This is a genomic window from Tepidiphilus sp. J10 (genome assembly GCF_006980785.1).
GTDB classification, from domain to species: domain Bacteria; phylum Pseudomonadota; class Gammaproteobacteria; order Burkholderiales; family Rhodocyclaceae; genus Tepidiphilus; species Tepidiphilus olei.
In genome coordinates, this window is the sequence record NZ_SBHP01000001.1 from 377861 (window position 1) to 397353 (window position 19493).

The window sequence follows — 19493 nt, forward strand, 5'->3', positions numbered from 1 at the left end:
GGCCTAGTCTAACCCAAACCCGAGCACGTGAGCGACGACACCCGACGAAAAATCCTCGAAACGGCAGCAGACGTGTTTGCCGAGCGTGGCTACCGCGCCTCGCTCGACGAGATCGCCCGGCGCGCCGGCGTGGCCAAGCAGACGGTTTACCATTACTTTCCGAGCAAGGACAAACTCTTCGCCCGTGCCGCCGAAATGATGGGCGAGGGCATCCTCGTCACGCTGGCGCCGCACGAAGCCGAGACGCTTGCCGACACGCTGCGCCGTTTCGCCTGTGCGCTGCGCGAGCGGATACTCGCCGAACCGTGCATCGCCCTGCATCGCTTGCTGGTGGCCGAGGCGCCGCGTTTTCCCGATCTGGCACGCACCATCTACGAAGCCGGCTTGGGCGAGACCATCCGGCATCTGGCCGCGCTTCTGGCGCGCGCGATGAAGGCAGGGCAGCTGCGCCATGACGATCCGCTCTTCGCGGCCGAATTGCTGGTGGGAATGCTCACCAGCGCCGAGCGCACGCGGCGGCTCTACGAAGCGCAGCGCCCCGACGACATGCAGCCGGAAACGGCCGACCGCATCGTTTCTCTCTTTTTGCACGCCTATCGCGCCGAAGAACCGATAAAATCGACCGATTCACCGTCGCCCCCCAGGAGCACGACCCCATGAAATCAAACACCCCTCTGCGGCTCGCCTTGGCCGCCGCCCTCGTCCTGTTGACCGCCGCCTGCAACCGCGACGACGCCGACGCGGCCAAGAATCAGGCCGCCCCTCCTCCACCCGAAGTCGCGGTGATCGAAGCCCGCTACGGCAGCGCCGTGCTGCGCCGCGAACTCCCCGGCCGGCTCGAAGCCTACCGCACGGCTCAGGTGCGCGCCCGCGTCGAAGGCATCCTGGAAAAGCGCTTTTTCGAAGAAGGCAGCGACGTAAAGGAAGGGCAGCTGCTCTACCGCATCGACCCGCGCACCTACCAGCGCGCCTTTGAAGCTGCCAAGGCCGACGTCGCCGCCACGAAATTGCTGGTCGACCGCTACCGCCCGCTGGTGAAAATCAACGCCATCAGCCAGCAGGAGTTCGACTCGGCCGAAGCCGCCTGGAAGCAGGCCGAAGCGCGGCTCGCGCAGGCCGCGCTCGATCTGGAAAACACCCGGGTGCCTGCCCCCATCGCCGGGCGCATCGGCCGCTCGCTCGTCACCGAAGGCGCGCTGGTGGGCAAATCCGAGCCCACACACCTGGCCACCATCGAGCAGATCGATCCCATCTACGTCAATTTCACCCAACCCAGCTCCGAGCTGCTCGCCCTGCGCGAGGCGCTGCGCTCCGGGCAATGGAAAGAAGCCGACCGCAGCAAGGTCGAGATCGTGCTCGACAACGGCAAGACCTACCCCATTCCGGCCACACTCCTCTTCGAAGACGTCTCGGTCGATCCTGCCACCGGCGCGGTGCTGATGCGGGCGCTCGCCAAGAATCCCGAACACGAGCTGCTGCCAGGCATGTTCGTGCGCGTGCGCCTGCCGCAGATGCAGATGGACAAGGTGATCACCGTACCCCAGCGCGCCGTACAGCTCAATCCTCAAGGGCACTTCGTGCTGGTGGTCGACGCCAACAACGTAGTCAGCCCGCGCGCCATCCGTGTCGGCGGCATGAGCGGCACCGACTGGGTCGTGCTCGAAGGGCTGCAGGAAGGCGAAAAAATCATCGTCGAAGGCTTGCTGAAGGTTCGCGCGGGAGCGCCGGTCAAACCCGTGCCCTGGCAGCCCAAAGACGCGCCCACCGCGGCCGGCGCCAAGTGAGGGTCTGAGCCATGTCCGTCAATTTCTTCATCGACCGGCCAGTCTTCTCTTGGGTCATCGCCATCGTCATCCTCCTCGCCGGCGCCCTGGCGCTGCGTTCCTTGCCGGTCGCCCAGTACCCCGAGGTCGCGGCGCCGGCATTGGCGATCTCCGCGAACTACCCCGGCGCTTCGGCCGAAGTGATCGAGCAGACCGTCGTCGCCCTCATCGAGCAAGAGCTCAACGGCATCGAGAACCTCATCTACATGGATTCCCAGTCCGAACTGGGGCAAGCGACCATAAACCTCACCTTCTGGCCTGGCACCAACCTCGACATCTCCTCGGTCGAGGCGCAAAACCGCATAAAACGCGTCGAAGCGCGCCTGCCCGACGAAGTGCGCCGGCTCGGCGTCACCGTCAAGAAGATGCGGCGCAACTACCTGATGTTCGTCTCGCTCTTCTCGCCGGACAATTCGCTCGACAACGTCGACCTCGCCAGTTTCGCCTCCACCACCATCCTCGATCCGCTGCGGCGAGTTCCCGGCGTGGGCGATGCCGAGCTCTTCGGCGCCGAATATTCTATGCGCATCTGGGTTGCCCCCGAAAAACTCGACAGCTACCAGGTAACGCCCGGCGACGTCATCAACGCGGTGGCTGCGCAGAACGTGCTGCTGGCGGTGGGCGAGGTCAATGCGCCCCCGGCGGTACCCGGGATGGAATTCGCCGCCACGGTGGTCACGCGCGGGCGCCTGAAAACACCCGAGGAATTCGGCGATATCATCGTGCGGGCCAAACCGGACGGCTCCATCGTGCGGGTGAAGGACGTCGGCCGGGTCGAGCTCGGCGCGCAGGGCTATGAAGTCTTTGCCCGCCTCAACGGCCAGCCCAACGCCGCCATCGGCATCAAGCTCGCCCCCGGCTACAACGCGCTGGAGACGGCGCAGCGCGTGCGCGCCCAACTCGAGGATCTCGCCCAATATTTTCCGCCGGGCATCGACTGGATCGTCCCCTACGACACCACGCCCTTCATCGAGATCTCGATCCGCGAGGTGGTGAAGACGCTGTTCGAAGCGGTGATCCTCGTCTTCATCGTGATGTACCTCTTCCTCGGCAACCTGCGCGCCACCATCATCCCCACCATCGTCGTGCCGGTGTCGCTGCTGGGCGCTGCCGTCGGGCTGTGGGTACTGGGTTACTCGATCAACGTGCTCACGCTCTTCGCCATGGTGCTGGCGATCGGCATCGTGGTCGACGACGCCATCGTGGTGGTGGAAAACGTCGAGCGCGTGATGGCCGAGGACAAGCTCCCGCCCCGCGAGGCAGCGCACAAGGCGATGTCGCAGATCGTGGGCGCCATCATCGGCATCACCCTGGTGCTCACCTCGGTCTTCATCCCCATGGCGTTCTTCCCCGGCTCGGTCGGCGTGATCTACCGCCAGTTCGCGATCACGCTCGTGCTCGCCATGGGATTCTCGGCGCTCATGGCGCTCACCCTGACCCCGGCGCTGTGCGCCAGCATGCTCAAACCGCACAAAGAAGGCCATGGGGAAAAAGGATTCTTTGGCTGGTTCAACCGCGGCTTTCAAGCCACCACGCGCGGCTACGTCACCGGCGTACGCCGTGTCATCACCCGGCCTTGGCGCTGGATGATCCTCTACGCGCTCATCATCGCCTGTGCCGGATGGCTGTTCGCGCGCCTGCCAGGCAGCTTCCTGCCGGAAGAAGACCAGGGCTACTTCATTACGATGGTTCAGCTGCCATCCGGCGCCACCCAGGAACGCACGCAGGAGATCGTCACTCTGGCCGAACAGTACTTCCTCTCTCAGCCGGAAGTCCAGAACACGATCGGGATCGTCGGGTTCTCCTTCCTCGGTCGCGGACAAAACGCCGGCCTCCTGTTCGTGCGACTCAAAGACTGGAGCGAGCGCACGGCGCCGGAATCCTCGGCCCATGCCCTCATCCAGAAAGCCAACCGACATTTCTTTCCCCTCAAGGAAGCGATCATCTTCGCGATCAACCCGCCGGCCATCCCCGAGATGGCGGCCATCGGCGGATTCGACTTCCGGCTGCAGGATCGCGCCGGGCTCGGGCGCGAGGCGCTCAACGCCGCCAAGGATCAGGCGCTCCAACTCGCGGCTCAAGAACCGCGCCTGACCAACGTGCGCCTGGAAGGGATGCCCCCCGGACCGCAACTGATGCTCGACATCGACCGCGACAAGGCCGAAACCCTGGGCGTATCCTCCGCCGTGCTCAACCAGACGCTACAAGCGATGTTCGGCGTGGCCTACATCAACGACTTCGAGCGACAAGGACGCATCCTGCGCGTGCAGCTGCAGGCCGACGCCCCGGTGCGCATGAGCCCCGAGAACATGCTGCAGGTTTCGGTACGCAACCGCGACGGCAACATGGTCAAGCTCTCCGAGATCGTCAAGACGCGCTGGATGGTCGGCCCTCCCCGGCTCGATCGTTACAACGGCGTGCCGGCGCTCAAGCTCACCGGCTCGCCCGCACCGGGCGTATCGAGCGGCGAGGCGATGCAGGCGATGGCCGCGATCGCCGCCGAACTGCCCACCGGCATCGGCTACGAGTGGTCCGGCACTTCCTTCGAGGAGAACCTCTCCGGCTCGCAGGCGCCGATGCTCTTCGCCATCTCGCTCATCGTCGTGTTCCTGTGCCTGGCGGCGCTCTACGAGAGCTGGTCGATCCCCTTCTCGGTGATGCTGGTGGTGCCGCTCGGCGTGTTCGGTTCGCTGCTGGCCGTCACCTGGCGCGGGCTGCCCAACGACGTGTACTTCAAAGTCGGCCTGGTGGCCATCATCGGGCTCTCGGCGAAGAACGCCATCCTCATCATCGAGTTCGCCCGCGAACTGCACGAAAGCGGCAAGAACCTGATGGAGGCCACGCTGGAAGCCGCCCGCATGCGCTTCCGTCCCATTCTGATGACCTCCATCGCCTTCATCGTCGGCGTATTGCCGCTCGCCCTCTCCACCGGCGCCGGCGCCCAGAGCCGACACGCCATCGGCACCGGGGTGATCGGCGGCATGCTCGCGGCCACCGTGCTCGCCGTCTTCCTCGTCCCCGTCTTTTTCGTGGTGGTTCGCCGCATCTTTCCCCCCAAGGACGAACACCACGCCCAGGAGCCTCGTCATGCGTAAGCTGCGCTCTTCCCCCTTGGCGCTCGCCCTGCTGCTGAGCGCGACGGGCTGCTCGATGATGCCGGACTATTTCCGTCCTGAACCGCCGGTTGCCGCGCAATGGCCGGCCTCGGTCGACCCGCGCGGCGAGCGCGACATCGCCGACATGCCCTGGCAGGAATACTTTCCCGATCCGCGCATGCAAGCGCTGATTACCGCCGCCCTGGAAAACAACCGCGACCTGCGCGTGGCCGTGGCCCGCGTCGAAGAAGCCCGGGCGATGTACCGTATCCAACGAGCCGACCGTCTGCCCAACGTCTCCCTCGACGCCGCCGAGCAGGCTGCCCGTACGCCGGCAGACCTCTCGGCCCGAGGGCGATCCACGACGTCGCACCGCTACGACGTGGGTCTGGGGCTGCTCTCCTTCGAACTCGATTTCTGGGGTCGGGTCGCCAGCCTCACCGAAGCCGCGCGCCAGCAATTCCTCGCCACCGACGAAGCCCAACGCGCTTTCCGTCTCTCGCTCATCTCGGACGTGGCCAATGCCTACCTCTCGCTCAAGGAAGCCGAGGAGAGCCTGGTGCTCGCCAAGGAAACCTTGCGCACCCGCGCCGAGATGCTGACCCTGGTCGGCGAGCGACGCAACGTCGGCGTCGCCTCCGAACTCGACTACCTGCAAGCGCTCGCCTCCTACGAAACCGCGCGCGTGGCCGCCGAGCAGCTCGACCAGCAGCGCGTGGCCGCGGAAAACTACCTGCGCCTGGTCGTCGGTACCGATCGCCACGACTGGCCCGAGGGACGCAGCCTGCGCGAGCAGGATCTGATCGGCAATTTCGCCGTCAACGTCCCCTCCGAAGTGCTCCTGCGCCGTCCCGACGTGCGCGCCGCCGAACGGCAGCTCATCGCCGCCAACGCCAACATCGGCGCGGCGCGCGCCGCCTTTTTCCCGCGCATCACCCTCACGGGGATGTTCGGTACCGCCAGCGCGGCCTTCAGCGGGCTGTTCGACGCAGGCAGCGCCGCCTGGACTTTCCAGCCGATGCTCACCCAGCCGATTTTCGACGCCGGCCGTACCCAGGCGAACCTCGACCTCGCGCTGGTGCGCCAGAACATCGCCGTGGCGCAGTACGAGAGCACCATCCAGCAGGCCTTCCGCGAGGTGGCCGATCTGCTCTCGGCGCGCGAGCGCATCGCCCGCCAGCTCGAGGCCCAGATGGCACTCGAGCGCACCCAACTGCAACGGTTGACGCTCACCGAGGCGCGCTATCGTGAAGGCATCACGAGCTTCCTCGAAGTACTCGACGCGCAACGCGATGCCTTCTCCGCCTCGCAGGCGGTGATCTCGACCCGACGTCAGCTGCTCTCGGCCGCGGCCCAACTCTACAAGGCACTAGGCGGCAGCAGGGAATTCGAGGGAGAACCGATCGTGGCCGCCGCGAACGCTGCGGATGCCCAGGAAATGAAGCAGAGCGCAACCGGCGAGTAACCCCCTCTCCGCGTCCCGAGCGCAAGGGCGCTCGGGCACGCCGGCCCCGGCTTGTCCTCGCCTATAATGGGGAAAAGCATGAGAAAGAGGGGACGATGACCAGCCACCGCCCGAGGCCATCCCGGTATGCGCTTTGCTCGCGGCTGCGCCGCTGCGTCGTCCGATGCTCGATTCTGCCGGCGCTGTTCTTCGTACTGCGCCCCATCTGGGCATAGCAGCTGCCAGACCCTCTGCGACAGCATGCCGTGCCGGCCCTCCTCATCGCGCCCGACGATGGACGCATCCTCGATGCGAACGAAGCTGCGATCGCCTTCTACGGCTATCCCGCCGAGCGGCTGCGCGGCGGCATGACGATCCGTGAGATCAACCAACTCTCGCCCGAAGAAGTGCAGCACGAGATGGCAGACGCGCGGCGGCAGCAGCGCAATTTCTTCGTCTTTCCCCACCGCCTCGCCTCGGGACGAATCGTGGCCACCGAGGTCTATTCGAGCCCGGTGCAGATCGACGGGCGCACCTACCTCCTCTCGCTGATCCTGCCCGAGACGCGGGCAAGCCTTCTGCAGTCTGAACTGGAGCGCTACCAGAACCGGCTCGAGGAGCTCGTTGCCGAGCGCACGGAGGCGCTGCGGCGCACCGAGGCGGCGCGCCGGGAGATTCTCGGCTGGGCAGTGATCGGCCTGGGGCTGCTGCTGCTCCTGCTCGGGGCGGCCTATCTGCGGCTGCGGCGCGCCCAGCATCGGACGCGGCAGTTGGCCGAGGAGCTCGAACTCGCCCTCGAAGGAGCGGGGCTCGGCCGCATCCTGTGGGACGTGGAGCGGCGCGTCGCCACGTTCTGCCCACGGAGCCAGCGCATCCTCGGTCTGCCGGGAGAGCGCCCGATCGACGTGCCGCTCGAAGAATGGGTGGCGATGATCCACCCCGAGGATCGGGAACGGGTGCATCAGGAAGTCGTCGAACATCTCAACCGCAACCGCCCCAACGTGGATCTGCGCTACCGCATCCGCCACGCCGACGGCGGCTGGCGCTGGCTCGAGACCTGGGCCCGCGCCGTCGACGGCGACGCGAGAAGCCCCCGGATCCGGCGCATCGCCGGGCTGGTGCGCGACGTCACCGATGCTGTGCAGCTGGAAGAATCCCAGCGCATCGCCGCCAGCGTCTTCCACGCCCTCGCCGAGGGCGTGGTAGTCACCGATACCGATCTCATGATCCTAGAAGTCAACGATGCCCTGCTGCGCATGACCGGTTTTTCGCGCGAGGAAGTGATCGGTGTGCGCATCGCGCCGTGGCGCTCGCACCGGCACGACAAAGCCTTCTACGATGCGATGTGGGCCACGCTGCGGGCGAGTGGCAGCTGGCACGGCGAAGTGTGGAATCAGACCAAATCTGGGCAGCCGCTGCCGACGCTGCTCACCATCTCCACCGTGTACGACGAGCGGCGCCGACCGATCCGCTACGTCGCAGCGATGCAGGACATCACCGCGCTCAAGGCACAGCAGCAGATGCTCGAGCGTCTGGCCTACCACGACGAACTCACGGGGCTACCCAACCGCGTGCTCCTCAACGACCGCTTGGCGCAGGCACTGGCCGCCGCCCGCCGTCACGACACCGCGGTGGCCGTGGTCTATCTCGATCTCGATGGATTCAAACCGGTCAACGACCGCTGCGGCCATGAAGTCGGCGACGAGGTGCTGCGGCTCACCGCCCGGCGCCTACAAGGAGCACTGCGCGAAACCGACACGCTCGCGCGCATCGGCGGCGACGAGTTCGTCGCCGTGATCACCGATCTCCCTTCGGCCGAAGCCTGGGTGCCGATCGTCGAGCGCATGCTCACCGTCACCCGAATGCCGATCAAGTACGGTGATGAAAGCCTGCAGCTCACCACCAGCATCGGCGTCACCGTCTACCCCGAAGACGACGCCGACCCCGAAGTCCTCCTGCGTCACGCCGACCTCGCGCTCTATCAAGCCAAGCAAAGTGGCAAGAACCGCTATTGTCGTTTCGACGCCCAGCTCGACCGCGAGCAGCAGGCGCGTCGCTCCCTGAGCCAAGCGGTGATCGAGGGCATCGAACGGGAAGAATTGCGGCTCTACCTGCAGCCGCGCGTGGAGCTGGCGAGCGGACGCATCGAAGGCGCGGAAGCCCTGGTGCGCTGGCGGCATCCCACGCGAGGATTGCTTGCCCCCGGAGCCTTCATCCCGGCAATCGAGAACGACGAGGCGATCGTACGGCTCGGCAACTGGGTGCTCGAACGGGCGCTGGCCCTGCTCACCGACTGGACGCGCCAGGGGCGGGACTGGCTCGTCTCGGTCAACGTCGCGCCGCGCCAACTGCTCGATCCCACCTTTCCCCGCCAGCTCGAGGAACGGCTCGCGCGCTACCCCGACGCCGCGCCGCAGCGGCTGGAGCTGGAGATCGTCGAATCGAGCGCGCTCGACGCCGGCCTGGGCATCGAACAGCTGATGACGCAGTGCCGGGCGCTGGGCGTGCGCCTCGCGATCGACGATTTCGGCAGCGGCTACTCTTCGCTCGCCTACCTCAAGCGCGTGCCGGCGCACGCGATCAAGATCGACCAGGCCTTCGTCATCCACTTGCTCGACGAGACCGACGACTATCGCATCGTCGAAGCGGTGCTGGAACTCGCCCGCACCTTCGACCTGCACTGCGTCGCCGAAGGGGTGGAGACGCTGGAACACGGCGAATACCTCTTGCGACTCGGCGCCGACGTCGCCCAGGGCTATGGCATCGCGCATCCCATGCCGAAGGCCGACTTTGCCAACTGGGCAATGCGCTGGCAGCACCCGCCCCAGTGGGCACGCTGGCGCGACACCCTGAGCAATCCCCTGTGCCGACGACTGACCCGATTCGAGCTGAGCCACCGTCACTGGTTCGCCCGCCTCGAATACCACCTGCGCGATGGCATCGCGACACCGCCCCCGCAGCTCGATCCGCATCGCTGCGACTTCGGTCATTGGCTCGACGGCGAGGGGCGAGAAATCCTGGCCACCCGGACCGAATTCCCCGCCATCGTGAACACACACGAGGCGATGCACCGTGCGGCGCAAAAACTGGTCGCGGCGGCGAAGACCGGAGCCCCACCCCCCGAGCTGCGAGAGGAAGTCACGGCCCTTCACCGCGAACTCCTTGCCCGCCTGCAAGCGCTCGCGCTCGCCATTCCCCGGCGTGGCTAAACTACTCAGTGCCTCGGCTGACCTCTACACAATGGGCGCGAGCCAGCGCCGCGCCTCCTCGAGCGCCATGCCGCGCCGCCGCGCCCAGTCAGCGAGTTGATCTTCCCCGATCTTGGGAATGGCGAAGTAGCGCGACTCGGGATGGCTGAAGTAGAACCCGGCCACGCTCGCGGCCGGGCGCATGGCGTAGTGCTCGGTGAGCGTCATGCCGGCGCGCGCGGGCGCATCGAGCAGCGCGAACAAGTCGCCCTTCACCGTGTGGTCGGGGCAGGCCGGATAACCCGGCGCCGGACGGATGCCGCGGTAGCGCTCGGCCACCAGATCATCGGGCGAGAGCCGCTCCTCGGGCGCGTAGCCCCAGTCTTCCCGTCGCACCCGCTCGTGCAGCCACTCGGCGCAGGCTTCCGCCAGCCGGTCGGCGAGCGCCTTCAGCAGGATGGCGTGGTAGTCGTCGTGCGCCGCCTCGTACTCGGCGAGTTTCTCCTCGATGCCATGCCCCGCGGTCACGGCAAACGCCCCGATCCAGTCCGGCACCCCCGTCTCCTTCGGGGCGATGAAATCGGCCAGGCACAGGTTTGGCTGCCCTGGCGGGCGCTCGTGCTGCTGTCGCAGACCGTTCCACACCATGGCGAGCGCATGGCGCGATTCGTCGGTGTAGATCTCGATGTCGTCGCCCAGGCTCGCCGCCGGGAAGAGCCCCCACACCGCGCGCGCCTTCAGCCACCCTTCGCGCACGAGCACCTCCAGCAGGGCGCGCGCCTCGCCATAGACCTGGCGCGCCGTCTCGCCCACCACCGGGTCTTCCAAAATCTGCGGGAAACGCCCGGCCAGATCCCAGGTCTGGAAAAAAGGCCCCCAGTCGATGTAGGGCACGAGTCGCTCGAGCGAAACCTCCTCGGCGAACACGCCGAGCCGGCGCGGGCGCGGCGGTGCGTAGGCCGTCCAGTCGGTGCGAAACGCGTTGGCGCGTGCGGCCTCCAGCGACAGCAAGGTGTAGCCGGTCTTGGCAGCATGCCGTTCGCGGATGCGCGCGTAGTCCTCCCGCACCTGGGCGAAGTAGGTCTCGCGCTCGCCGGGCGAGAGCAGCGCCGAGACCACCCCCACTGCCCGCGAAGCATCCGGTACATACACCACCGGCCCCTCGTAGTGCGGCGCGATCTTCACCGCCGTGTGGGTGCGGCTCGTCGTCGCCCCCCCGATGAGCAGAGGTACCGTAAAGCCCTGCCGCTGCATCTCGGCGGCCACGTGCGCCATCTCTTCGAGCGAAGGGGTGATGAGGCCGGAGAGCCCGATCGCATCCGCCTTCAGTTCACGCGCCGCGGCGAGGATCTTCTCGCACGGCACCATCACGCCCAGGTCGTGCACCTCGTAGCCGTTGCAGGCGAGCACCACGCCCACGATGTTCTTGCCGATGTCGTGCACGTCCCCCTTCACCGTGGCGAGCACGAGGCGCCCTTTGGTATGCCCGCCCGTCTTCGCCTTCTCCGCCTCGATGTAGGGCAGCAGGTGCGCCACCGCCAGTTTCATCACCCGGGCGGACTTCACCACCTGCGGCAGGAACATCTTGCCCGCGCCGAAGAGATCCCCCACCACGTTCATGCCGGCCATGAGCGGCCCCTCGATCACCGCGAGCGGCCCCTTGCCTTCGGCGGCAAAGCGCGCCCGCAGCTCCTCGGTATCCTCGACCACGTGCTCGGTGATGCCCTTGACGAGCGCGTGCTCCAGACGCTTTTCCACTGGCCAGGAACGCCATTCCTGCACTGCTTCCGCCTTGGTCTCGCCCGTCTGCAGGGTCTGGGCGTAGGCCACCAGCTCCTCGGCTGCGCCGGGGCGACGGTTGAGCACCACGTCCTCGACGAGCGTGCGCAGCCGCGGCTCCAGCTCGTCGTAGATGCCCAGCTGCCCGGCATTGACGATGCCCATGGTGAGTCCGGCACGGATGGCGTGATAGAGAAACACGGTGTGGATGGCCGCACGCACCGTTTCGTTGCCGCGGAAGGAGAAGGAAACGTTGGAGATGCCGCCGCTCGTCTTGGCGTGCGGCAGATGCCCGTGGATCCAGCGCACGGCTTCGATGAAATCGACGGCGTAGTTGTCGTGTTCGGGAATCCCTGTGGCGATGGCAAACACGTTGGGGTCGATCACGATGTCCTCGGGCGGAAACCCGTCGGCCACCAGCAGCCGATAGGCGCGCTCGGCGATCTCGATCTTGCGCGCGAAGGTGTCGGCCTGGCCGCGCTCGTCGAAGCACATCACCAGCACCGCCGCGCCATGGCGCCGCGCGAGCCGCGCCTGTGCGAGAAAGGTCGCCTCCCCTTCCTTGAGTGAGATCGAATTGACGATGCCCTTGCCCTGCAGGCATTTGAGCCCCGCCTCGATCACCTCCCACTTGGAAGAATCGACCATCACCGGCACGCGGGCGATGTCCGGCTCCACCGCCACCAAGCGCAAAAAGCGCGTCATCGCCGCGACGGAATCGAGCATCGCCTCGTCCATGTTGACGTCGATCATCTGCGCACCGGATTCGACCTGCTGGCGCGCCACCGACAGCGCTTCATCGTACTTCTCTTCGAGGATGAGACGGGCGAACTTCTTCGAGCCGGTCACGTTGGTGCGCTCGCCCACGTTCACGAAGAGCGAATCCGGCCCGATCTCGAAGAGATCGAGCCCCGCGAGCCGCATCACGGGCTTCGCCTGGGGCAGCGGGCGCGGCGCGCGGCCTTCCACGGCCTGCGCGATCGCCGCGATGTGCGCCGGCGTCGTGCCGCAGCAGCCGCCTACCAGATTCACCCAACCCGCCTCGACCCAAGAGACGATCTCCGCGGCGAGCGCCTCGGGCGTCTCGTCGTAGCCGGTGGGCGAGAGCGGATTGGGCAGCCCCGCGTTGGGATGGGCCGAAACGAAGGTGGTGCAGATGCGCGCGAGCGTCTCCACGTGCGGACGCAGCTCGCGCGCACCCAGGGCACAGTTGAGCCCGAAAGTGAGCGGGCGCGCGTGCGCGAGCGAAGCCCAGAAGGCTTCCGGCGTCTGCCCCGAGAGCGTGCGCCCGGCCGCATCGGTGATGGTGCCGGAGATCATCACCGGCCAGCGCCGGCCATGCTCCTCGAAGAGGCGCTCGAGGGCGAACACCGCCGCCTTGGCGTTCAAGGTGTCGAACACCGTCTCGATGAGCAGCAGGTCCGCTCCGCCCTCCACCAGAGCGCGCGCCGACTCCAGATAGTCGGCCGCGAGCGTGTCGAAGTCGATGGCGCGAAAGCCGGGATCGTTCACGTCGGGGCTCAGCGACAGCGTCTTCGAGGTCGGGCCGATGACGCCGGCCACGAACCGGGGCTTGTCCGGCGTGCGCGCGCTGTACTCGTCGGCGAGCGCGCGAGCGAGCCGCGCCGCCTCCCGGTTGATCTCGTAGGCCAGATGCGCCAGACCGTAATCCGCCTGCGAGGCGCGCGTGGCGTTGAAGGTGTTGGTCTCGATCACGTCCGCCCCGGCCTCCAGATAGGCGCGGTGGATCTCGCCGATCACCTCCGGGCGCGTGAGCACCAGGAGATCGTTGTCGCCCTTGAGCTCCACCGGGTGATCCTGCAGCCGCTCGCCGCGAAAATCGTCCTCGGTGAGCCGATACTGCTGGATCATGGTACCCATGGCGCCGTCGAGCACCAGCACGCGCTCGCGCAGCAGGCGCGCGAGTTCCTCGGTCCGGTCCGCTTGCATGCCTCTTTCCTCCACAAAAAGCGAAACGCCCGTGAAGCCAGCCGGCGGCGGGGCCTCACGAGCGTCGTTGTCCTGTCCGAGCCTGGCGGCGGGGCGCCGCTGCAACGCTCCTCGGAAAGTCTCGTATTTTACGGCAAGAATTCCTCGAGCAGGGTGTTGAGCAAACGCCAGCCGCGTTCGGTAGGAGCGATGCGCCAGGCAAGCGGCTCGACCAGACCTTGGGCTTCGAGCCGCGTCCAGCGCGGTGCGAGCGCCTCCAAAGACAGCCCCGTGCGCGCCGCGAACCACTCCCGCGGCACCCCCGCGCGCAGCCGCAGCGCGTTCATGAGGAACTCGAAGGGCAGCGCCTCGGGTGCCACCCTCGATTCCTCCTGCACGAAGGGCGCACGCGCGGCGAGGTAACGGCGCGGATGCTTGTGCTTCATACGCCGCACGATGCCCTCGGGCGTGCTGAGCTTGCCGTGCGCCCCCGGCCCCACGCCCAAGTAATCGCCGAAACGCCAGTAGTTGAGGTTGTGCCGGCAGGCTTCGCCTGGTAGGGCCCAGGCCGAGACCTCGTAATGGACGAAGCCGGCACGCGTAAGGCGATTTTCCACTGCCTCCTCGATCGCCGCCATCTCCTCGTCGGCAGGAAGCGGCGGGGGCGATGCGGCAAAAGGCGTGTTCGGCTCGATCGTGAGCTGATAGCAGGAAAGATGCGTCGCCCCGCCGGCGAGCGCCGTCTCCACGTCCGCGAGCGCCGCCGCCGGGCTCTGGCCGGGCAGGTCGATCATCAGATCGACGTTGACGCGCGCGAAGGTACGCACCGCCGCCGCGAGCGCGGCGCGCGCCTGGGCGCCGTCGTGGATGCGTCCCAACCGGCGCAAGGCGGCATCGTCGAAACTCTGCACCCCCAGCGAGAGCCGGTTCACCCCGGCCTGCGCGTAGGCCGCGAAGCGCGCCGCTTCGAAGGTGCCGGGATTCGCCTCCAGCGTGACCTCGGCGTTTGGCGCGAGCGGCAAGCGCCGTCGAATCGCCGCCATGAGCCGCGCGAGCGCCTCGCCCGAGAGCAGGCTCGGCGTGCCGCCGCCAAAGAAGATCGTGTCGATCGGCCGCCCGCCGGCGCGCTCGGCCTCGGCCTCGAGGTCGGCTTCCAGCGCCGCGAGGAATTCCGCCTCGGGCACCTCGCCTGCGAGCGGATGCGAATTGAAGTCGCAGTAAGGGCACTTGCGCACGCACCAGGGCACGTGCACGTAGAGCGACAGCGGCACCCGCGCCGGATCGAGCGCGCTCAAGCGCCCTCCCGCGCGAGCCGCGCCCGCAGCCGGCGCAAGGCCCGGCCGCGGTGGCTCAGGCGATTCTTCTCCTCGGGGGCGAGCTCGGCCGCGGTCTTGCCCCATTCGGGCAGATAGAAGAGCGGATCGTAGCCGAATCCGCCCTCCCCGCGCGGCGCCGTGAGGATCTCTCCCCACCAACGTCCCTCGGCCACGAGCGGCAGGGGATCGTCCGCCGTGCGCAGAAAGACCACGCAGCTATAGAAAAACGCCCGCCGCGCCGCGCCTTCCAGGTCCTGCATCGCCGCGAGCAGCGCCGCGTTGTTGCGCGCATCCGACCGGGGCTCTCCCGCGAAGCGCGCCGAGTGCACCCCGGGCGCCCCGCCGAGCGCCGGCACCGCCAGGCCCGAATCGTCGGCGATCGCCGGCAGGCCCGCAGCGGCCGCCGCGTGTCGCGCCTTGGCGAGCGCATTTTCCAGGAACGTCGGATGCGGCTCCTCGGCCTCCGTAATGCCCAGCGCCCCTTGCACCAACACCTCCCAGCCGAGCGGCGCGAGCAGCGCCTCGAGCTCGGCCGCCTTCTTCGCGTTGTTGCTCGCGAGCACCACCCGCCGCTTGCCCGAACTCACGCCCGGCTCTCCCGCTGGGCGGCGAGCAGCTCGCCGATGCCTTTCTCGGCGAGCGCGAGCATCGCCTCGAGCGCACCCCGACCGAATGCCCCATGCTCGGCCGTGCCCTGCAATTCGACGAAACCGCCCGCGCCGGTCATCACCACGTTCATGTCGGTGTCGCAGGTGGAATCCTCGGCGTAATCGAGGTCGAGCAACACCTCGCCCCCCACGAGCCCCACCGACACCGCCGCCACCTGGTCGCGCACGGGCGAAGCCTCGAGCACCCCACGCGCCACCAGCGCATCGCACGCATCGGCGAGCGCCACCCAGGCCCCCGTGATCGCCGCCGTGCGCGTGCCGCCGTCGGCCTGCAGCACGTCGCAATCGAGCACGACCTGCCGCTCCCCCAGCGCCGCCAGATCCACCACCGCGCGCAGCGAGCGCCCGATCAGGCGCTGGATCTCCAGCGTGCGCCCGCCCTGTTTCCCTTTGGCCGCCTCGCGCGGCGTGCGCGTGTGCGTAGCGCGCGGCAGCATGCCGTATTCAGCCGTCACCCAGCCCTGCCCCGTCCCCTTGAGGAAAGGCGGCACGGATTCTTCCACGCTCGCGGTGCATAGCACCCGCGTGCGCCCGAAAGATACCAGCACCGAGCCTTCGGCATATTCCGTAAACCCCCGTTCGATGCGCACCGGACGCAGTTCGTCGGCGCGCCTACCATCATGCCTCATGCATCATCCCTTGAATTTCTGGATCGTCTCGTTGATCTCGCGGATCGCCCGTTCGATCTCTTCGGCGTCCATGGGTTCGGCCGAAAAAGTCGGCTGATGGGGCACGGAGAAAGCCGTGGTTACCTGATCGAGGGCCAGGGTCTCGGTCGAGACCGTATCCTCTCCCGGATCGGCAGGCACGCCTTCCTCCCAACGCATGGCAATGAGCGAAACGTTGTCCGAGTTGGGCCCCGCCTCCATCTCCGCCTGCTCCACCAGTTCGGGCACCACCCGTACGAGCGGAGCGCGTGTGAGACGCTCGGCGATCTCCTCGTCGTCGAGCACGCCCCACAGGCCGTCGGAACACAGCGCGATCACGTCCCCTGGCTGCAACACCGTCCGCCGGCCGAAGTCGATGTGCGGCAAAGTCTCCCCGCCGAGCGAACAATAGAGGCGGTTGCGGCTGTCGTGCGTGCGCAACTGGGCTTCGCTCAGCACCCCCTGATCGATCAGAAGTTGGGCGTGCGAATGGTCGATCGTGCGGGCGAGCACCTTACCTCGGCGAACGTGATAGAGCCGCGAGTCGCCCACGTGCGCCCACCAGGCATACCCCCCTTCCTGCACGAGGCAGGTGACGACCGTGGCCCGAGGATTGCCGGCGATGTGATTCACCCGGGCATATTCCAGGATCGCATAGTGCGCATTGATGATCGCCTGCGACAAAAAGCTCAGAGGATCGTCGATTCGGGGCTTGGCGTGGAGCCGAAACGCCTGGATGAGGCTCTGCAGCGCGATCTGGGCCGCCACTTCGCCGGCCGCGTGCCCTCCCATCCCGTCGGAGAGCACCATGATGAGCGCCTCGCGCGAATAGGCGTAGCCCACCCGGTCCTCGTTCACCGGCCTTCCACCCACGCTCGTGGCCTGATGGATGGAGAATTTCATCATTAGGCTCCTTCGTGCAGCGAGGGCATCATCGACCGATACTCGGTGGCGGCCACGAGGAAGGGCACGTAAGCCGAGAGCACCTTCTGCACCGCATAAGCGCTCTGCGGCCGCTGCTCGGGCTCGAGCTGCATCAAGTCGACGATGAGATCGATCAACTCCGGCGTATAGCGCTCACGGTACGGGGCGAGCCGCTGCGGCAAATCGTCCTTCTCTTGCCGCGCCTCTGCGCGCGGCGGCGCCTGCCCGGTGACGCAGGTATAGAGCGTGGCGCCGAAACTGTAGAGATCGGTCCATGGTCCGATGAGCTCACGCTTGCCGCTGAGCTGCTCGGGCGGCGCGTAGCCGGGCGTAAACATCGTGCGCACCCATGCCTGGTCGGACGACAAGCTCTGACGCGCCGAACCGAAGTCGATCAATACCGGGTCGCCATTGCGGCGCAGATAGATGTTGGCCGGCTTCAGGTCGAGGTGCAACAGCTTGTGCGTATGCACCTCGCGCAGCCCCGAGAGCACCCGCAAACCCATCGCCCGAATGAAGCTCTCGCGCAGCCCCCCTTTTTTCTGCCGGACGTACTGCAAGAGGGTGCGCCCCTCCTCGTACTGCATCACCATGTAGACGGTCTGGTTTGCCCGAAAGAAGTTGAGCACCCGGATCACGTTGGGGTGGTTGATGCGCGCGAGCGACCGCCCCTCCTCGAAGAAACACTTCAACCCGAAGAGAAAAGCCCGCTCACAATCGGGCAGGATCTCCGGCTCGATCTCACCCTCTTCCCGCCGCGCCAAGGTATGCGGCAAATACTCTTTGATCGCCACCGTCTTCCCCTCGCGATCGCGAGCGCGATAGACGAAGGAAAATCCCCCCTTGGCGAGCAGATCGACGATGCGGTAGCCCTCCACGAGCCACCCAACGGGCAACGGAGCGTTTTCTTGTGTCGACATGGTCTGACCGGGTATGATAAACCGCCTCGGACGAAGCGTGGAATGACTCAATGATACACAGTATGACAGGGTTTGCCAGCGCGCAAGCCCAAATCGGCTCTCGGCTCCTGCGCCTCGAACTGCGCAGCGTCAACGGCCGATTTCTCGATCTCCATTTCCGCCTGCCCGAGGACTGGCGCGCCTTCGAGCCGCTGCTGCGCGAACGCCTGCAAAAGGCGCTCGGTCGCGGCAAGGTCGAATGCCGGCTCGACGTACAAAGCGCCCCGGTGCAAGCAGCGCTCACGCTCGACTCCACCGCCCTCCAGGCGCTCGCCCTCACCCAGAGCGAGATCCATCGCCTCCTCCCCGAAGCGGCCTCCCTCACGGTGGGCGAGATCCTGCGCTGGCCCGGTGTGGTGCGCGAACCCGAGCTCGATCCCGAGGAAACGCAGCGGCGCCTGCTCGAGCTGCTCGAAGCGGCGCTCGCCGATCTCCTCGCGCACCGTGCCCGCGAGGGCGAGGCACTCGCCAGCGCCATCCGCGAACGTGCCACGGCCATCGCCTCACTCGTCGAACGCGCCCGCGCGCTCGCACCCGAAGCCGTCGAAGCGCAGCGGCAAAAGCTCCTCGATGCCCTCGCCGCCCTGGGCCAGACCCCCGATCCCCAGCGCGTGGAACAGGAAGTCGCCCTCGTCGCCCAGCGCCTCGACGTGATGGAAGAACTCGACCGCCTCGCCTCGCACCTCCAAGAGCTCGAACGCACGCTCACGCGCGGCGGCCCCGTCGGCAAACGGCTCGACTTCCTGCTGCAGGAATTCAACCGCGAAGCCAACACGCTCGCCGCCAAAGCCGGCAGCCTGGCGCTGTCGCGCCTCGCACTCGAGATGAAAGTGCTCATCGAACAGATCCGCGAACAAGTGCAGAACCTCGAATGAACGAGCAGCCGCTTGGCACCCTCTACATCGTCACCGCCCCCTCGGGCGCCGGCAAGACCACCCTCGTACACGCCGTGCTCGAGCGCGAACCGGGTCTCGCCCTCTCCATTTCCTACACCACCCGACCGCCCCGCCCGGGCGAAATCGACGGGCGCGACTACCGTTTCGTCGGCAAAGAAGAATTCCTGCGCCTGCGCGATCGCGGCGAACTTCTCGAATGGGCCGAAGTCCACGGAAACTACTACGGCACCTCCCGTACCTGGATCGAAGACCAATTGCAGCAAGACCGCGACGTTCTGCTGGAAATCGACTGGCAGGGAGCACGCCAGGTGCGGCGGATATTCCCTCAAGCCGTGAGCGTATTCATCCTGCCGCCCTCGATCGCAACGCTGGAAGCCCGGCTGCGCCATCGCGGCACCGACAGCGAAGCCACCATCGCCCGGCGCCTGGCCGCCGCCCGCGAGGAGATGCGCCACGTGGAAGAATTCGACTACGTTATAATCAACGACCGGCTCGAGCGCGCCATCGACGAGCTCACCGCCGTCGTGCGCGCCGCGCGCCTGCGGCTGCCGGTGCAAAAGCGCCGCCACGCCGCCTACTTCGCCCAACTCCTACAGGAATGACCCCATGGCCCGCATCACCGTCGAAGACTGCCTCAAGCACATCCCCAACCGCTTCGAGATGACGCTCGCCGCCGCCACCCGCGCGCGCCAGCTCTCCATCGGCGCCGAACCGCTCGTGCCGCTCGATCGCGGGCGCGAACGCGACAAACCCACCGTCATTGCGCTGCGCGAAATCGCCGCCGGCAGAGTCGGCCGCGACATCCTCGACCGCGCCCAGAGCTGA

At 67.1% G+C, this 19493-nt stretch carries 14 protein-coding genes and 1 riboswitch; of the genes, 8 read left to right on the forward strand and 6 right to left on the reverse strand.

Going from position 1 to position 19493, the window contains the following annotated elements; all coding sequences use genetic code 11:
* Nucleotides 1–27: 27 nt before the first annotated feature.
* From EPD81_RS01840 to EPD81_RS01860, 5 genes are all read left to right on the forward strand, one after another.
* Nucleotides 28–660: a TetR/AcrR family transcriptional regulator gene (locus EPD81_RS01840; protein ID WP_142803725.1), complete on the forward strand. Its 633-nt coding sequence runs from the start codon at nt 28–30 to the stop codon at nt 658–660.
* Nucleotides 657–1784 (forward strand): efflux RND transporter periplasmic adaptor subunit, encoded by a 1128-nt coding sequence (locus EPD81_RS01845; protein WP_142803726.1) that lies wholly within the window; start codon nt 657–659, stop codon nt 1782–1784. Before EPD81_RS01840 ends, EPD81_RS01845 begins: the two co-directional genes overlap by 4 nt.
* Nucleotides 1785–1795: 11 nt before the next feature.
* The gene (locus EPD81_RS01850) at nt 1796–4918 is read left to right on the forward strand and encodes an efflux RND transporter permease subunit (RefSeq protein WP_142803727.1); all 3123 of its coding nucleotides are present in this window, start codon (nt 1796–1798) and stop codon (nt 4916–4918) included.
* Nucleotides 4911–6383: an efflux transporter outer membrane subunit gene (locus tag EPD81_RS01855; RefSeq protein ID WP_142803728.1), complete on the forward strand. Its 1473-nt coding sequence runs from the start codon at nt 4911–4913 to the stop codon at nt 6381–6383. The genes EPD81_RS01850 and EPD81_RS01855 overlap by 8 nt, the downstream gene beginning before the upstream one ends.
* Before the next feature lie 245 nt (nt 6384–6628).
* Nucleotides 6629–9571: an EAL domain-containing protein gene (locus EPD81_RS01860; protein ID WP_142803729.1), complete on the forward strand. Its 2943-nt coding sequence runs from the start codon at nt 6629–6631 to the stop codon at nt 9569–9571.
* Between the two features lie 24 nt (nt 9572–9595).
* Here EPD81_RS01860 and metH read toward each other — a convergent pair whose 3' ends face one another.
* The 6 genes from metH to EPD81_RS01890 all read right to left on the reverse strand — a co-directional run bounded on the left by metH (nt 9596) and on the right by EPD81_RS01890 (nt 17733).
* The gene (gene metH / locus EPD81_RS01865; protein WP_142803730.1) at nt 9596–13279 is read right to left on the reverse strand and encodes a methionine synthase; all 3684 of its coding nucleotides are present in this window, start codon (nt 13277–13279) and stop codon (nt 9596–9598) included.
* 52 nt (nt 13280–13331) lie between these two features.
* A riboswitch (S-adenosyl-L-homocysteine riboswitch) is annotated at nt 13332–13398 on the reverse strand.
* Between the two features lie 9 nt (nt 13399–13407).
* Entirely contained in the window at nt 13408–14553 is a 1146-nt protein-coding gene (gene hemW / locus EPD81_RS01870) for a radical SAM family heme chaperone HemW (RefSeq protein ID WP_221928832.1), read from the reverse strand.
* Entirely contained in the window at nt 14550–15161 is a 612-nt protein-coding gene (gene rdgB, locus EPD81_RS01875; protein WP_142803732.1) for an RdgB/HAM1 family non-canonical purine NTP pyrophosphatase, read from the reverse strand. The genes hemW and rdgB overlap by 4 nt, the downstream gene beginning before the upstream one ends.
* The gene (gene rph / locus EPD81_RS01880) at nt 15158–15871 is read right to left on the reverse strand and encodes a ribonuclease PH (protein WP_142803733.1); all 714 of its coding nucleotides are present in this window, start codon (nt 15869–15871) and stop codon (nt 15158–15160) included. Before rph ends, rdgB begins: the two co-directional genes overlap by 4 nt.
* Nucleotides 15872–15874: 3 nt before the next feature.
* Nucleotides 15875–16795, reverse strand: coding sequence for a PP2C family serine/threonine-protein phosphatase (locus tag EPD81_RS01885; RefSeq protein WP_221929164.1), 921 nt, complete (start codon nt 16793–16795; stop codon nt 15875–15877).
* Nucleotides 16795–17733, reverse strand: coding sequence for a serine/threonine-protein kinase (locus EPD81_RS01890; protein ID WP_142803735.1), 939 nt, complete (start codon nt 17731–17733; stop codon nt 16795–16797). Before EPD81_RS01890 ends, EPD81_RS01885 begins: the two co-directional genes overlap by 1 nt.
* Nucleotides 17734–17795: 62 nt before the next feature.
* On the opposite strand from EPD81_RS01890, the gene EPD81_RS01895 reads away from it, so the two are divergent.
* The 3 genes from EPD81_RS01895 to rpoZ are packed head-to-tail and all read left to right on the forward strand — an operon-like array spanning nt 17796 to nt 19493.
* On the forward strand, nt 17796–18647 hold the full coding sequence (locus tag EPD81_RS01895) for a YicC/YloC family endoribonuclease (RefSeq protein WP_221929165.1): 852 nt from the start codon (nt 17796–17798) through the stop codon (nt 18645–18647).
* The gene (gene gmk, locus EPD81_RS01900; RefSeq protein WP_142803737.1) at nt 18644–19270 is read left to right on the forward strand and encodes a guanylate kinase; all 627 of its coding nucleotides are present in this window, start codon (nt 18644–18646) and stop codon (nt 19268–19270) included. The genes EPD81_RS01895 and gmk overlap by 4 nt, the downstream gene beginning before the upstream one ends.
* 4 nt (nt 19271–19274) lie before the next feature.
* Nucleotides 19275–19493, forward strand: coding sequence for a DNA-directed RNA polymerase subunit omega (gene rpoZ, locus EPD81_RS01905; RefSeq protein ID WP_055422427.1), 219 nt, complete (start codon nt 19275–19277; stop codon nt 19491–19493).